Source organism: Priestia sp. YIM B13552 (assembly GCF_042787775.1).
Taxonomy (GTDB): domain Bacteria; phylum Bacillota; class Bacilli; order Bacillales; family Bacillaceae_H; genus Priestia; species Priestia megaterium_E.
Map to the genome: position 1 here is coordinate 640,422 of NZ_JBHZOU010000002.1, position 14,865 is coordinate 655,286.

Annotated in this window: 16 protein-coding genes; 1 reads left to right on the plus strand and 15 read right to left on the minus strand. The window is 38.2% G+C overall.

Annotation, left to right across the window (positions count from 1 at the left end):
- Positions 1 to 89 precede the first annotated feature (89 nt).
- The 9 genes from fni to prsW all read right to left on the minus strand — a co-directional run bounded on the left by fni (position 90) and on the right by prsW (position 8,039).
- Positions 90 to 1,139, minus strand: coding sequence for a type 2 isopentenyl-diphosphate Delta-isomerase (fni, locus tag ACFX40_RS09320; RefSeq protein WP_377254825.1), 1,050 nt, complete (start codon positions 1,137 to 1,139; stop codon positions 90 to 92).
- A gap of 16 nt (positions 1,140 to 1,155) precedes the next feature.
- On the minus strand, positions 1,156 to 2,292 hold the full coding sequence (gene rpsA / locus ACFX40_RS09325) for a 30S ribosomal protein S1 (RefSeq protein WP_377254828.1): 1,137 nt from the start codon (positions 2,290 to 2,292) through the stop codon (positions 1,156 to 1,158).
- A gap of 162 nt (positions 2,293 to 2,454) precedes the next feature.
- Positions 2,455 to 3,042: a lysophospholipid acyltransferase family protein gene (locus ACFX40_RS09330; protein ID WP_034276893.1), complete on the minus strand. Its 588-nt coding sequence runs from the start codon at positions 3,040 to 3,042 to the stop codon at positions 2,455 to 2,457.
- Entirely contained in the window at positions 3,039 to 3,713 is a 675-nt protein-coding gene (gene cmk, locus ACFX40_RS09335) for a (d)CMP kinase (RefSeq protein WP_013059029.1), read from the minus strand. Before cmk ends, ACFX40_RS09330 begins: the two co-directional genes overlap by 4 nt.
- 162 nt (positions 3,714 to 3,875) lie before the next feature.
- Positions 3,876 to 4,052, minus strand: a complete 177-nt coding sequence (locus ACFX40_RS09340; RefSeq protein WP_161968321.1) for a YpfB family protein — start codon at positions 4,050 to 4,052, stop codon at positions 3,876 to 3,878.
- 69 nt (positions 4,053 to 4,121) lie between these two features.
- Entirely contained in the window at positions 4,122 to 4,787 is a 666-nt protein-coding gene (locus ACFX40_RS09345; protein WP_060747017.1) for a flagellar brake protein, read from the minus strand.
- Positions 4,788 to 4,942: 155 nt separating this feature from the next.
- Positions 4,943 to 6,292: a germination protein YpeB gene (gene ypeB, locus ACFX40_RS09350; RefSeq protein WP_028410729.1), complete on the minus strand. Its 1,350-nt coding sequence runs from the start codon at positions 6,290 to 6,292 to the stop codon at positions 4,943 to 4,945.
- Between the two features lie 17 nt (positions 6,293 to 6,309).
- Entirely contained in the window at positions 6,310 to 7,242 is a 933-nt protein-coding gene (gene sleB, locus ACFX40_RS09355; RefSeq protein WP_043976367.1) for a spore cortex-lytic enzyme, read from the minus strand.
- A gap of 146 nt (positions 7,243 to 7,388) precedes the next feature.
- A complete protein-coding gene (gene prsW / locus ACFX40_RS09360) occupies positions 7,389 to 8,039 on the minus strand; it encodes a glutamic-type intramembrane protease PrsW (RefSeq protein WP_028410727.1) in 651 nt (216 codons plus the stop codon).
- 198 nt (positions 8,040 to 8,237) lie between these two features.
- Between prsW and ACFX40_RS09365 the strand changes: the two genes are divergently transcribed.
- Positions 8,238 to 9,209: an asparaginase gene (locus tag ACFX40_RS09365; protein ID WP_098433329.1), complete on the plus strand. Its 972-nt coding sequence runs from the start codon at positions 8,238 to 8,240 to the stop codon at positions 9,207 to 9,209.
- Positions 9,210 to 9,228: 19 nt separating this feature from the next.
- Here ACFX40_RS09365 and ACFX40_RS09370 read toward each other — a convergent pair whose 3' ends face one another.
- The 6 genes from ACFX40_RS09370 to ACFX40_RS09395 form a co-directional block, all read right to left on the minus strand.
- Positions 9,229 to 10,200 carry a YpdA family putative bacillithiol disulfide reductase gene (locus tag ACFX40_RS09370; protein ID WP_028410725.1) on the minus strand — a complete coding sequence of 324 codons (972 nt, stop codon included), beginning with the start codon at positions 10,198 to 10,200 and terminating at the stop codon, positions 9,229 to 9,231.
- 123 nt (positions 10,201 to 10,323) lie between these two features.
- Positions 10,324 to 11,589 carry a Glu/Leu/Phe/Val family dehydrogenase gene (locus ACFX40_RS09375; RefSeq protein WP_377255014.1) on the minus strand — a complete coding sequence of 422 codons (1,266 nt, stop codon included), beginning with the start codon at positions 11,587 to 11,589 and terminating at the stop codon, positions 10,324 to 10,326.
- 357 nt (positions 11,590 to 11,946) lie between these two features.
- Positions 11,947 to 12,549, minus strand: coding sequence for a genetic competence negative regulator (locus ACFX40_RS09380; protein WP_221840795.1), 603 nt, complete (start codon positions 12,547 to 12,549; stop codon positions 11,947 to 11,949).
- Positions 12,550 to 12,676: 127 nt separating this feature from the next.
- The gene (locus ACFX40_RS09385) at positions 12,677 to 13,588 is read right to left on the minus strand and encodes a MerR family transcriptional regulator (RefSeq protein ID WP_025750422.1); all 912 of its coding nucleotides are present in this window, start codon (positions 13,586 to 13,588) and stop codon (positions 12,677 to 12,679) included.
- A gap of 107 nt (positions 13,589 to 13,695) precedes the next feature.
- Positions 13,696 to 14,463, minus strand: coding sequence for a metallophosphoesterase (locus ACFX40_RS09390; protein WP_098331883.1), 768 nt, complete (start codon positions 14,461 to 14,463; stop codon positions 13,696 to 13,698).
- Positions 14,464 to 14,483: 20 nt separating this feature from the next.
- Positions 14,484 to 14,858: a hypothetical protein gene (locus ACFX40_RS09395; RefSeq protein WP_060747014.1), complete on the minus strand. Its 375-nt coding sequence runs from the start codon at positions 14,856 to 14,858 to the stop codon at positions 14,484 to 14,486.
- Between the last annotated feature and the right edge of the window lie 7 nt (positions 14,859 to 14,865).

The following is a 14,865-nucleotide window of genomic DNA, read 5'->3' on the forward strand; positions in this document are numbered from 1 at the left end:
TGCCAACATTTTTTGTTTTTTTAATGAGAACGCGATCATTCATCTTCTAAAGAAATAAAAAAGCATGCAGTTAACTGCATGCTTTTTTATCATCTGTTATTAAATGTATCTATGGAAACATTTCGCTGAGTCAGCCAGCTATGGGTGTCCCCTGTAATAACTAGAGGCATTTGCTGAAGTTTAGCAATAGAAGTTGCTCCTAGCGCAGCCATGATAAACGTTAACTCCTCATGCAGCTCGGCTATCTCTTCTACGACTGCCTCTAAACCAGACTTCATTAAAATGGATAGAAAATATCCTGCCATTCCCGTTGCAGAAGCTCCTAACGCAATAGACTTAGCAATATCCATAGAGGTTTGAATACCTCCTGAACCAATAATGGACATACCTTCTACGTGCTGAGATACTTCCGCTAAAGAAGCTGCTGTGGAAATTCCCCAATCATTAAAGAAGTGAAAATGTTTTGCTCGTCTTTCATTTTCGATTTTCGAAAAATTGGTACCACCGTACCCACCAATATCAACGATTTCAACACCAACATCTTTAAGTTTTTGCACTGCTTGAGCGCTCATCCCAAAACCTACTTCTTTGACAATTACAGGAACGGTTACTTCTCGGACAATGCGTTCAATACGACGTAATGCATCGGTAAAATCACGATCTCCCTCTGGCATGACCAGTTCTTGTATAACATTTAAATGAATTTGAAGTCCATTTGCTTCAAGCATATCAACCGCTTTTTTAGCTTGTTCAACTGTAGCTTCACTGCCTAGGTTGGCAAAAATAATTCCGTTAGGGTTTTCTTGACGCACTACTCTGTATGATTGTTCTTCCTTTTCATCTTTAATCGCAGCCATCTGCGATCCAACGGCCATTGCTAATTGACCATGATGAGCAATTTGAGCAAACGAACGGTTAATCCGTTCCGTTTCTTGTCCGCCTCCGCCCGTCATAGCATTTATAAAAATTGGCGAACTTAACAAAAGTTCGCCAATTTTTGTATCAATATGAACATCGTGCACACCTGTATTTGGTAAGCTATTATGAACGAAGCGAATATCATCTAGCCCATGCAGCCGATGCTGTCCCGTTTGAATCGCATGATGAATGTGATCAATTTTACGTTTTGCTCTGCTCACAAATCATCACCATTACTTATCTTAATTTTTTTAATTGATCTCCAATCATATCACCTAATTGGAAGCCTTTTGACTCTTCTTGTAATTCATAGTCACCGTAATCTTCTTGCTCTTCTTCCTCAAGGTCACGAATGCTTAACGAAACGCGTCGTTCTTGTTCATTCACATCAAGTACTTTCACCGTCACTGTTTCGCCTTCAGAAAGCACTTCATGCGGTGTCCCGATATGCTTATGTGAAATTTGAGAAATGTGTACAAGTCCTTCTACTCCAGGTAGAACTTCCACAAAAGCTCCAAAAGATACAAGTCTTTTAACGGTTCCATCTACTACATCACCTTGGCGAAGCTTCGTAGAAATGTTGGACCATGGACCTTCTAACGTATCTTTAATAGATAATGAAACACGACCCGTTGATTTGTCAACAGATAATACTTTGACTTTCACAGTATCTCCCTCAGCTACTACGTCTGAAGGCTTTTCTACACGCGTATGTGAAAGCTGAGAGATATGCACTAGCCCATCTACTCCGCCTACATCTACAAACGCACCAAAGTCTGTTAAGCGCTGAACGGTTCCTTCTAAAACCTGACCTTCTTTTAATGACTCAAGAACATTTTCTTTTTGTTGTACAAGCTCTTCTTCTACAACTGCACGATGCGAAAGGATCACGCGATTTTTTTCTTTATCTAATTCCACTACTTTGACTGTAAGAGTTTGATCTTGATATTCTGCGAAATCATCAACGAAATGAGTTTCAACAAGAGAAGCTGGAATGAACCCTCTTACACCAATATCTACTACTAATCCGCCTTTGACAATTTCTTTGACTACCGCTTCAAACACTTCACCTGAAGAAAGTTTTGCTTCTAAACCGTCCCATGCTTTTTCAGCATCTACAGCCCGTTTAGATAGCACAAGCACATCGTCTTCCACTTTAATTACTTTCGCTTCGACTTCGGCACCTTCTTGGATTACATCCCCTGCTTTTTCAATATGTAAGCTCGCTAATTCACTAATTGGAATAATACCGTCTAGTTTGCTGTTAGGTACATCTACATACACTTGCTTTTCTTCTACTTTTGTAATAGTACCTTTTACTGTTTCCCCTACTTCTAATGACGTTACCTCTACTTGATTCATATCTTCTGTCATCGTCTTTTCCTCCTCCAATATCCATCTACAATATGTATTCCCTTGTAAGAGTTCTTCACTCTTTTAGCTCATCATTATTGTATATAGCTCTGTATAGAAAAAACTCTCTTTGTTACTAACTTCTAATAAATAGAATCTTTTGTCAAGTCATAAGGTTACAAACTATTGATATTTTTCAATTAATTCACCAATGCTTTTCATAATAACTTCGGTTACTTCCTCGGCTGATGCCTTTCGTTCACGAAGTTCATCCATCTGAATTGGCGGTCCGTACACTACTTTTAACCTTGCAAAACGCTTATATGGACCAATAACAGCACAAGGAACAACAGCTGCTTTTGAACGCAAAGCAAAAAAGCCTACTCCAGCCATTCCTTTTCCTAATTTTCCATCTTTACTTCTTGTTCCTTCTGGAAATAATCCAAGCACTTTTCCTTCTTTTAAAATCTTTAACCCTTGGCGCAAAGCTTCACGATCTGCCATCCCGCGCTTTACGGGGAATGTTTCTAACTTTGGCAGAACCGTCTTCAGAAAAGGTGCTTTAAACAGCTCTGCTTTTGCCATAAACGAAATAGGCCTTGGACATGTCACACCTACAGTAGGCGGATCTAAGTTGTCAATATGATTTGAACAAAGCAAAACTCCGCCTTCTGAAGGGATATTTTCTGCACCGATTACTTCATAACGATAAACTGGTGTTAAAATGCCTTTTACAATGGCACGTGCAAACATATAAAAGCTCAAAATCATCCAATCCTTTCTTTTGTAATAGAAAGTATTTTTTCTACAACTCCTTCAATCGATAGGGAAGTTGTATCGATTTCAATTGCATCTTCAGCTTTTTTAAGAGGTGCTACTTCGCGCTCAGAATCCAGCTTGTCTCTGCGGGCAATTTCTTCTTTTAAACGTTCTAAATTTGATTCAAAACCTTTTTTTATGTTTTCGTCATGGCGTCGCTGTGCTCTTTCATCCACAGACGCTAATAAAAAGATTTTAACTTCTGCGTGAGGAAGCACGTGTGTACCGATATCACGTCCATCCATTACAACGCCTCCATCTTTAGCAAGGCCCTGCTGTCTCGCTACCATCTCTTCACGAACTGCACGATGTTTCGCTACGATGGATACAGAGTTAGTTACTTCTGCGGAACGAATTTCACTTGTAACATTCTGTCCATTTAAGATGACTACCTGTCCAGATTCAGACGGCTTTAAATCGATTACTGTTTCGTTAAGTAAATGCAATAGCTCTTCTTCATTTTGTAAATCTACCTGGTTTTTCTGCGCTTGATACGTTAGAGCACGATACATCGCTCCTGTATCAACATAAATATATGATAAGGTTTCTGCTATAATCTTTGCCACTGTACTTTTCCCAGCAGCTGCAGGACCGTCAATTGCGATTGAAATTTGTTTTTCCATAAGTGCCTCCCTTAATTTCAAAACAGGAACAAACCACTTTCATCTTTTATACAATGAGCCATTTTATATGAAACGTTTATAAACGAAAAAAAGAGCAGGGGGTCTTCTCCTGCCTGGTGTTCACTGCATGTTTCTTTCCTAGTTATTCTACCATACGTCCGACTACTGGTCGAATGTTTCAATAATTTTATTAAAATTATTTTTGCTCACTCCCTCATACTGAATAACCTTTGAGAAATATGTACTGTGACTGCTAGATAGTAAAATACATTGAGCAATTATTAAAAATACAAATTGAATAACCACTAATTTAATTAAAATTCGTTCTACTCGATTCACCTTTTTTCTCCTTTTGTAAGAAGTAATACCTTTGCTTACAGTTTAGGAAAGAGAAGTTTTTTTTATACGCTAAAGAAGTCCTTTTCTTCTTAGGTCGAGCTGACGCTTTAAGGTATAACGAATCATCATTTCTTTCGTTTGTTTTTCCATACCCATAAATTTAATAGATAGCTGACCTACTTTACAAGAAGTCGGGGCGGTAATTCGTACAACTTCCCCTTTTAATTCAAGATGCAGCAAAGCTCCCTCACGATTAGGAAGACTTAATCGTACAACAACCGAATCTTTCTCATTAAAAAGCAGCGAGTGATGGAAGGAGCCGGCTATTCCACCTGCACTGATGTTTTTAGTCATGATTTCCATTACGTTCTGCTGTTCTTGTTCACTTTCTACCACCGCCTTCACTGTAAGCGGCACACGGAAAAAATTTCTTCTTTGGATCGATTTTAACTTTTTATCGCCCGGGTAAAAGAGCTTCACAACAGGCATGCCTTTTATTTCACGCCCTGTTACTTCAGTTGGAAAGGTATATACATTTTGATCGTATCCAATAAACGTGGCAAACAATTTTGTACCTTTTAGTAAAAAAGCACTTCGCTGCGTTTCTTCATTTAGCGGATAGCTAATATAAATCACTTCTTCCGTAAACTCAACTACCTTACATCGATATGTTTTTTGTAATGTAGACTCTCTGTGCCCGCTCTCTAACGTCAACCTCATTCCCGCTTTTATCATCTTCTCTCTCCTTCAGTTCCACTATATACACTTTTTCCCTTTATTCAAACATAGTCAAATATGTTTATTTTGTAAATAAAAATTAGTTATTTAGACTCAATAAAATATTAAAAAACACAAAAACCAGTGTCTATAGACACCGGTTTTTATCAACTTTACACTTCATTATATAAAGGTTCTGAGTTTTGCAGTTTTTCGACTTTTTCTTCAAAACCCGTATCGGCATTGATAAAGATTCGATACGTGTCATTTTTTATTGTCCCTAAAAACTCATAGCATAGCACTTCTTCGTTTAAATCATTCGTAATAATTGCCAAGCGGTCTTCCATCACTTTTACGTTCGAGTTCAGCTTGGTTTTTGCCTGTTCTTTCGAAATTTTAGGTTTTGGAATATCTCTCGTACGATGTTTTAATAAGAAGTCTTTAGCTGAGAAACCAATCACAGATCCATCTTCTAAAGACATTTTCATTTTAACTGAATCCGGATAAATCCGAACTCCGCTTTCCGTTTGCTCTACGAATGTAAAGACTCCCATGTTATCGTATTGAGCACTTTCAGCCATCACTAGGCTTTCAAAACGATGATCTTTTAAAAACTTATTCGCTTTGTTCATAGCATCGTTTAAACTAATATTTTGTTTTTTAATATCTCGATCTTCGAGCACCCAAAGCGGATATCCACCTTTTTGTGTAATATCCATATACGTCTCTTGTTTAGTCTTTGGATCTGTAATGGTTAAGCTGTACGCCTCATAATCAGCGTCTTTTCCGCTCTTTACAATATGAATTTGTTCATTTCCTTTTAAATTCAAAAACGAACGCGCCACTTGTTTTGCAACATCTTCACTAACTTCTCTACCTTTTAATTGGTGAAAAGCGTTTTTTTCCTGCTCATTCGTTGCATTCATAACGCCTAAATCTGTTTCGGCAAAAGAATCCATACTTTTTTCAACGGTTTTTAATCCGTCAATAATCGTATTGTCCCCTTGCTTTTCTTTTGTCGCTAAGGCTAGCTCAACATCCATCCAGCGCAAGTTATTATCAATGACTAGATGCTGTACTTGGCGCATTTCATTTTGAATTTCGCCTGACTGATCATAAAGCGAATTTAACGTTTTATACTCTTTATCTGTTAAGGGGGATTTGCTTAAATCCCTTACCGCCACTTTATACGTAAAGTCACCAACATCTGAAAGAAACTCTTCTGTTTTATTGAACGGTAAAAGCGATAAAGGCAGCTGTCCTACATTGTTATGAGCTTCAGAAGTTAAACGCCATACTTCTGCAAGCGCGGGCGAAAGCTGATCTCTCGAACTCATGGCGAGCGTGCCACCGATTTTATCATTTAATAAATCTAGCTGATATGACAAATCATGAAATGCTCGTTGATACGTATTCTCGGCTTGAAGCAGCACAGCATCTTTTTCTTGATGTTCGCTGTACCCCCAATACCCTACACCTACAACACCAATAGCTAATAATACAATTAAAATTGTGCGAATCATGTTTCCTTCACCTCTCTTTATCGACAGAAAATGTGTTTCCCGATTTGCTTAATTTGAGGACGTGACCAAATCCATGCGCTTGTTGCTGTATCCGGATTAAAGTAATAAATCGCATTCCCAGTAGGATCCCATCCGTTAATCGCATCCATAACCGCTTTTTTAGATGTTGGATTGGGTTCAAGCCAGATTTGTCCATCTGCTACGGCAGTAAATGCACGCGGTTCAAAAATAACTCCAGCGACTGTATTTGGAAATGACGGACTGTTAACTCGGTTCAAAATAACGGCCGCTACGGCTACTTGGCCATTATATGGTTCACCCCGTGCTTCACCATGCACGGCATTTGCCATGAGCTGAATATCATTTTGTGAAAAGCCGCTTGGTACATTCACCGCTGTTGGCTTTTGTGCTTTTTCTTTCTGTTGTTCAGAATTTCCTTTAGACGTATTACGCTGCGGCTGACTGGCAGGTTTTTTTGCTTGAGAAGATCCGCTTTGTGCTTTTTGCTGACCATTGTTCCCCCTGCTTTTCCCACTGCTACCGCTTCCTTTAGACTGTTGATCAAGAGGCTGACCGCCATAGTGCGTAAACTTATTCCCTTTTCTAATTTGATTTTTCACATAGTTTTCGTGATATTTTGTTGCGTTGGCTAATTTAATCTTTGTTTGCCAGCCTGCTAAACCGTCAATCTTTTTAATGCCAAATTCATATTGAAAATTGCGCAGTGCCCAGTATGTGCTCCATCCAAATACACCGTCAATTTTCCCGTTATAATAACCTAAATACTGAAGTCTCGACTGCAGCTCAATAACATCATCTCCAACTGCTCCGTGTTGAATGACTTGATTTGAAAACGCGTGAGCGGCCTTTGGACTCACCACGGACGCTGCAATAAATGAACATATGCATATGAGACATGCATACTTTTTAAAACATCGAAATGATAACATGACAAAACCTCCTACATCGTATGTAACTGATAAGATGATAGGAGTATTTTTTGTAAAGGTTGTTTTTTTATACAAGATGCGCAAAATTTACCGAAATGAAAAAAACTCAGCTCATAAATCTCTCAAAAAAGATTTACAAGCTGAGCCTAGACAATCGATGGCTGTTTGGCCTTTTTTACTTTTCTTAATGCCAGCCACCATAAATAAATCATAAATGGAATAATAATAAATACCCAATGATCCATTGTTTTTAAAATATAATCATATGTTCCATGTAAAATGAGCGGCACAAATACGGAGTACAGCGTCCACTTCGTTTTTTCCTTTCCTTCAGAAAACTTTGCTTTCCCTAAATAATACCCCATAATGACGCCGAATAAAGCATGACTAGATACAGGTAAAAAGGCTCTTCCTAGCGCTGATTCTAAACCATTTGCAAATAAATATAAAATATTTTCAACGGTAGCAAAACCTAATGAAACAGCTGCTCCGTAAACAATTCCATCATAATGCTCATCAAATTCCACATGCTGATAAATCGTGAAATATAAAATGAACCATTTGAAAAATTCTTCTAAAAAGCTTGTCGTAAAAAATGCTTGAAGAAAAGGTGATTGAAAAACGTGTTCTTCACCAAATACATATTGAATAAACATAATTGGCAAAACAAGCATTGCTCCAAAAATAAATGTTTTTAATACCATTGAAATAGGCTCAGTTTCATATTCATCTTTCAAATAAAAAAAACTTAACAATGCCAATCCTGGCGCAATGCCTGCAGATACAATCGCCAACATAAATAGCGCCTCATCTCCTCTATTTTTTTTAATAGTAACATGTTATCTTTAGGATGAAAATCTCCGTCTATAATGTCCTTATCTTTATATGTAAATGCTCACATAACTTGCTGTCGATTTACAAAGCCTAACAAAGACCTTAAACAAGTATACCAAAAAATGTATCATACTTATATGAAAAATTGAAAGGAGCTCTCTATGAAAACTGTTTATATTCTTCACACCGGCGGCACAATCTCTATGAAAGAAGACATGGCAACTGGATCGGTAACACCAGATATTCAAAACCCGCTTCACCGCTCAACATCATCTGTTTCAGGTATGGCCAATGCAATCGTAGAAGAAGCATTTCATCTGCCTTCTCCTCACATTACTCCTAAGGAAATGCTTATACTTTCAAAGAAAATACGCGATAAAATTAATGAAGGCAAAATTGATGCAGTCGTGTTAACTCACGGTACGGACACCCTGGAAGAAACCGCTTATTTTTTAGATTTAACAGTGCATACAGATATTCCAATTGTCTTAACTGGAGCCATGAGATCAAGCAATGAAATTGGTTCAGACGGTCCTTATAATTTTATATCTGCGGTTCGGGTGGCTATTAGTGACGGTGCAAAAGGAAAAGGTGTCTTAGTTGTGATGAACGATGAAATTCATACCGCTGAAAATGTGACCAAGACCCACACAAGCAACGTGGCGACATTTCAAAGTCCTCAGTATGGACCAATAGGATTAATTACAAAACGCGGCGTATCTTTTCACCACATGCCTACAGAACATGAATTTTATCCTGTTAATCAAATAGATAAACAAATCACCTTATTAAAAGCTTATGCAGGTATGGACGACCACTTGTTTCAAGCAGTGGCTTCAATGAATGTTGATGGACTTGTAATTGAAGCCCTCGGTCAAGGAAATCTACCCCCTCTCACAATTCCAGGCATTCAATTGCTTTTGAAGCGAAAGATACCCATCGTGCTCGTTTCTCGCTGTTTTAATGGAATTGCTCAAGATGTATATGGATATGAAGGCGGCGGCAAGCAGTTGAAAGAGATGGGCGTTATTTTTTCAAATGGCTTAAATGGTCCTAAAGCACGCATTAAACTGTTAGTTGCTCTCCAAGTAACAACGAATCATGATGAGCTGCAGCAGCTATTTAATCATTAGTAAAACAACGCATAGAAGCCTATGCGTTGTTTTTGTTGATAATATGAGAAGCAATGGATTTTCCATGAAAACGTCCATTTTCGATAAAAATCTCATTAGCATTGTTTCCTGCAGCAATCACACCAGCGATATAAATTCCTTCCACGTTTGTTTCCATTGTCTCTTCGTTGAAAGAAGGGCGGCCTGTTTCAGCATCTAATTCCACACCCATTTTTGTTAAGAACGAATGATCAGGATGATAGCCAGTCATCGCAAAAACGAAGTCGTTACGAATCGTAGATTCTTTCCCTTCCTGCTCATATGTTACCGTTTCATCCGTTATTTTCGTTACATGAGCATTAAAATGCATCCCAATTGTTCCATTTCGAACCAGTGCCTCAAATTCAGGCAATATCCAAGGTTTTACGCTAGGGGAGTAATCTGAGCCACGATAAATAACCGTCACCCTTGCATCACACTTCACCAATTCCAGAGCTGCATCGACGCTAGAGTTTTTTCCGCCTATAACGACTACATCTTTATCAAAGTACGGATGCGCTTCTTTGAAATAATGAAATACCTTTGATAACTCTTCACCAGGAACATTCATATAATTAGGATGATCGTAATAGCCCGTAGCTATAATGACATTCTCCGCTTCATACGTCTCTTTAGATGTTGTGACAATAAATTGGTTTTCCGCTTGTTTGTCTACTTGCAAGACACGTTCAAACGGCTGAATTCGAATTTGCCTGCGCTTCACCACTTCTCGGTAGTAAGCAAGAGCTTGGTTGCGCACAGGCTTACGATTTTCCGTAATAAAAGGGACATCCCCAATTTCTAGTTTTTCACTCGAACTAAAAAACGTTTGGTGGGTCGGATAGTTATAAATGGCATTCACGATATTTCCTTTTTCAATTACAAGGGCATCAATACCTGTATGTTGAAGCTCAATAGCCGCTGAAAGGCCGCATGGTCCTCCCCCAACAATAATTACTTTTTCTTTCTTCATGCCTGTCACTCCTTCAGTTGTAAACGCACCTTTTTTTATTTTAACGCAGTGTAAAACAAAAAAATCTCCTCATTAATGATAGGAGATTTTTTCTATTTACGCAATTGTTCTGCTGTTCTGTTTTTAAATCCAGCCTCTGAAACGAGAGCCTTCTGCCATTTTTCTTACGCCTATCATATAAGCAGCTAGACGCATGTCGACTTTTCGAGTTGTAGAGGTTTCGTAGATGTTATTAAATGATTTAACCATTACTTTTTCAAGCTTTTCTTCTACTTCTTCTTCCGTCCAATAATAACCTTGGTTATTTTGCACCCATTCAAAATAAGAGACTGTTACACCGCCGGCACTGGCCAAAACGTCTGGAACTAATAAAATTCCTCTCTCTGACAAGATGCGCGTTGCTTCAAGAGTTGTTGGTCCATTTGCTGCTTCTACTACAATACTCGCTTGAATGTTATGGGCATTTTCTTCTGTAATTTGATTTTCAATCGCAGCTGGAACTAGGATGTCACAGTCAAGTTCAAGCAGCTCTTTATTGCTGATTGTATTATTGAATAATTTCGTTACTGTACCAAAGCTATCGCGTCGATCTAATAAATAATCAATGTCTAAACCGTTAGTATCATGCAGCGCTCCGTACGCATCGGATATCCCTACAATTTTAGCGCCAGCGTCGTGCATAAACTTAGCTAAAAAGCTTCCTGCATTTCCAAACCCTTGTACTACTACCCGTGCACCTTGTAATTCAATGCCTCGTTTTTTCGCTGCTTCACGAATACAAATAGTTACTCCTTTTGCAGTCGCTGTTTCACGGCCGTGTGAACCACCTAAGACAAGGGGCTTTCCAGTAATAAAGCCCGGTGAGTTAAATTCATCAATCCGGCTGTATTCATCCATCATCCAAGCCATAATTTGTGAATTTGTAAACACATCCGGCGCTGGAATATCCTTTGTTGGTCCAACAATTTGGCTAATCGCACGAACATATCCGCGGCTTAAACGCTCTAATTCTCCAAAAGACATATTTCGAGGATCACAAACAATTCCACCTTTTCCTCCACCGTAAGGAAGGTCAACGATTCCACATTTTAAACTCATCCATATAGATAGAGCTTTTACTTCTTTTTCAGTTACGTTTGGGTGAAAACGAATTCCGCCTTTCGTAGGACCAACTGCATCGTTATGCTGCGCTCGGTGACCTGTAAAAATCTTAACTGATCCGTCATCCATACGAACAGGAATTTTTACTGTCATCATTCGTAATGGCTCTTTTAATAGTTCATACACTTCATCAGGATAGCCTAGTTTTTCTAACGCTTTATGTATCACTGTTTGTGTAGATTTTAAAACATCATGCTTCTCTTCTTGACTATTTTTACTGTCTTGCATCTTGTCGGCTACCATCTGTAAACCTCCTAAAATGTATCGAAAATTATTCGTTTTTAATTGAATGGTGCTTCTTTCATGACATAGTATACACCCTTAGTTTTACATTGCAAAGGAAAATATCGAACTTTTAGTATTTTTTGTGTTCTTCTAAGAAAACGCTTCCAATAACTTTGCAAGGTATGCTACAATGTTTTAAGTCTGCCTCTTTTCTAGTATGCTTTAATCGTTTTAAAAAAATAAAAAACACCCGGTGATAAAGAACACTTTCAACAACTTTGTACAAGCTGAAAGTGCAGCCACTCTTATTTTAATAAAAGTGCTTTATCCTTCACGGGTGTAATTATTTCAATTAAACAGTTAAGAAAAGACAGAATTAATATACTCCAAAGCTCTCTTTTCTACTAACATTTTTCCATATTCATTTACGCGGTGCTTTGTAATTGTAGAGGGATTTCCATACTCCGCCAAAACCGCAATCATATTCCCAACTTCAGCCGGTGACAGCATGTGATAATCCAACAGCACGTAAAAACGTTTTTCAAATGAATAGAGCACGCTATCCGTATCGTAAAAGTTTGACATGCGTTTGGTCAGCTGAATGACATCTTCAAATGAATCAAACTCAAAAAACATGTCTTCGCTTTCATCTAGCATGACCTGCATTTCAATGAAGTCCTCGAACTCGTCTTCATTGAACTCACCGTAGCTGGTTTCTTCTTCATACTGCTTTGTCACAAATACAACCATTCCCTGTGCTTGAAGTGAAAAAACTTCTACAGAAAGAGAATTTGTAGGTTCAAAGTTCAGTTCTTGAGAAGCTTGCTCTATCATCTCACGAAAAAGCTGTTTTACTTTGAATGTATCTGTCCATAGATCTTCTTTTGTTAACCCTCTTTCTTTTAAATCATCGTAGGTCAAAAAAACTTTTAGCTTATTATAGTTTAGTCGTTCAAGCCTCATTAGCGTCCCTCCCCGCTTGCACTCATAACCACATGGTTCGATAATGCAGTATATGTATTTTTTGGAAAACGGTTCGTGATGTTTACTTACGAGTTTACAGGTTTATGATAGGAAAGACAAGCTATTCTCAATCAATTTCTGCTAATTTTTTTGTTAGCCAGCTGTTCCACTCTTCTTTTGTATTTCCTAAAATAAACGGCTGAGCCTCGCCTTTTCTTTTGCTATCTAAACCATCAAACACATAACCGCCTAATCCTACTTTGAGATGCGGGAATTTCTTTATCATTTGGTTCGTCAAATTTAGTGTTTTCTCGGCATTTTCCATCATTGTGCATGACATAAATAAAAACGTTGGGTCTACTTCTTTAACAATTAACTCAACATCTTTATCTTCAATGCTGCTTCCTAAATAAATAACCTCAAACCCTTTACGGCGTAAAAATAGCGTAAAAACTAGGAGTCCCACTTCATGTGTCTCATTAGGTCCGCATACAGCAATCGCTTTAGGCAATAAGCCATTTGAAGGCAGCGAATAAAAAATCATGCTGATACGCGTTTTTAATACTTGAGTCGTATAATGCTCATGAGCACTTGTGATTTGCCCTTTTTCCCACATGTCTCCAACCGTCACGAGTAGAGAACCCAAAATATCAATAACCACTTTTTCTACCGAATACAGGCTAAAAGCATGATTAATTAAATCCTGTGCTTTTCCTTCTTCAAAAGATAAAAGCATCGTTAACAGCTCATCCCTAATTTTTTGAGGGGAATCTACTTCTCCTTCTTCTTCAAACGTTCCTACTGTACTGCTTTCCGTTTCTAATAGCGAAACCGCTTGACTGATGGTAAAACCTCCGCTCACTTTTTCCGTGAGCCATTTTAATTTCCGCAAATCTTCCTCTGTATATAACCGATGCCCCGAATCGTTGCGGACAGGATTTAAAATTTGATAGCGTCGTTCCCATGCGCGCAAAGTTCCCGGCTGGATTCCGACCATATTTGAGATGGCTTTAATATTATACTTCCCTTCGTGAGCCATACGTAACCTCCAACTACTCTTCGTGAACTGTATCTATTAATTGAATTATAGGATAAGTTATCCTGTGTGTAAAATTTGTATATGCTATGTAAAGAGTTTGTTCAAGGCTATTCTTTCCTTTTTAAAGTGATATAATGCGTTTGAGCTCTAGCTTGTAAACGGAGAGGCAAAGAGGTTGTACCATATCCGTTACTGACAAAAAGAGGAATCTTTCTTTTTTCTTTCAGTCCTCCTAATTCATACATACCCAAATTAAATAAGCGTATCTGTCCCCCGTGTGTATGCCCGCTCAAAATTAAATCTACTTTTGATTCTTCATCTACATAATAGATAACATCAGGATTATGGCTTAGAAGAATGGTAAGCTGCTCAGGTTCAATGGAAGAAACAGCTCTTTTTAGATTCATCTGACCTTCTGATAAATCATCTACCCCCGCAAAGTGGCATGTAGTACCATCTTTAGAAACGGCAAAGACATGCTCATTTTTAAGGGCAATAACTCCTTCATCTGTAAGCATCTGCTTCAATTGCATTTGACTTACTTCGTAATCATTATTTCCCCACACAAAATAGACGGGTCCTAGCGTTTTAAGCTGTTGAATATTTTGACGAGCCCGTAATAAAGGGACTCCTCCTTCTAGTAAATCACCGCCTATGATCACAAAATCTACTTCGCCCGGTATTTTTTCCACCAGCTTCGACGAAACTGTTCGCTTATGTATATCTGATATAAAAAACAGGCGCAAAGGCTGCTGATTTTCAGGAAATCTTGATAAATGAATCGTTCTTTCTTCCACATGTGTACGATGGGCTTCTGAAAACATAAAAATCAGCAAGCCTATGCCTAACGCTAAAACCATTAAAAGAATAACCATATATTCTCCTTCTTTTCATTTTATACCCGATGTGTTTCTCTTAAAGAAGAAAGGGCATAAATTATCGCAATTGTTAACAAACCTACTACTTGATAAAGCGCAATTGCACTTAACCATAAAATTCCTATCACACATAGACATGAAACAAGGTATTCATGCCATTTTACCTTATAGCCTTTTAGAAGCAACCGACTTTGCAGAAACACTTTACGAACTGCCGTCGACAGACAAAAAAGAGCCGTGAAAAACAAGATTATAACACTAAACACATCTAACGGATGTAAAATCATTTGAATAAGTAAATAGGTTAACGAAGCTTTTGAGCCTACAGCCGTTAAACTGCTGATATAATAACTGCATAACCACGCAGCCAGCAAGTTAAACCAATCCCTCACAAAAAAA

What these genes read in the sequence shown, in the direction of transcription:
- cmk (WP_013059029.1), bottom strand. Translation starts at nt 3,713, where the DNA reads ATGGAAAAACAAATTTCAATCGCAATTGACGGTCCTGCAGCTGCTGGG.
- prsW (WP_028410727.1), bottom strand. Translation starts at nt 8,039, where the DNA reads ATGTTGGCGATTGTATCTGCAGGCATTGCGCCAGGATTGGCATTGTTA.
- sleB (WP_043976367.1), bottom strand. Translation starts at nt 7,242, where the DNA reads ATGTTATCATTTCGATGTTTTAAAAAGTATGCATGTCTCATATGCATA.
- rpsA (WP_377254828.1), bottom strand. Translation starts at nt 2,292, where the DNA reads ATGACAGAAGATATGAATCAAGTAGAGGTAACGTCATTAGAAGTAGGG.
- ACFX40_RS09365 (WP_098433329.1), top strand. Translation starts at nt 8,238, where the DNA reads ATGAAAACTGTTTATATTCTTCACACCGGCGGCACAATCTCTATGAAA.
- ypeB (WP_028410729.1), bottom strand. Translation starts at nt 6,292, where the DNA reads ATGATTCGCACAATTTTAATTGTATTATTAGCTATTGGTGTTGTAGGT.
- ACFX40_RS09370 (WP_028410725.1), bottom strand. Translation starts at nt 10,200, where the DNA reads ATGAAGAAAGAAAAAGTAATTATTGTTGGGGGAGGACCATGCGGCCTT.
- ACFX40_RS09390 (WP_098331883.1), bottom strand. Translation starts at nt 14,463, where the DNA reads ATGGTTATTCTTTTAATGGTTTTAGCGTTAGGCATAGGCTTGCTGATT.
- ACFX40_RS09375 (WP_377255014.1), bottom strand. Translation starts at nt 11,589, where the DNA reads ATGCAAGACAGTAAAAATAGTCAAGAAGAGAAGCATGATGTTTTAAAA.
- ACFX40_RS09345 (WP_060747017.1), bottom strand. Translation starts at nt 4,787, where the DNA reads ATGATAAAAGCGGGAATGAGGTTGACGTTAGAGAGCGGGCACAGAGAG.
- ACFX40_RS09380 (WP_221840795.1), bottom strand. Translation starts at nt 12,549, where the DNA reads ATGAGGCTTGAACGACTAAACTATAATAAGCTAAAAGTTTTTTTGACC.
- ACFX40_RS09385 (WP_025750422.1), bottom strand. Translation starts at nt 13,588, where the DNA reads ATGGCTCACGAAGGGAAGTATAATATTAAAGCCATCTCAAATATGGTC.
- ACFX40_RS09330 (WP_034276893.1), bottom strand. Translation starts at nt 3,042, where the DNA reads ATGATTTTGAGCTTTTATATGTTTGCACGTGCCATTGTAAAAGGCATT.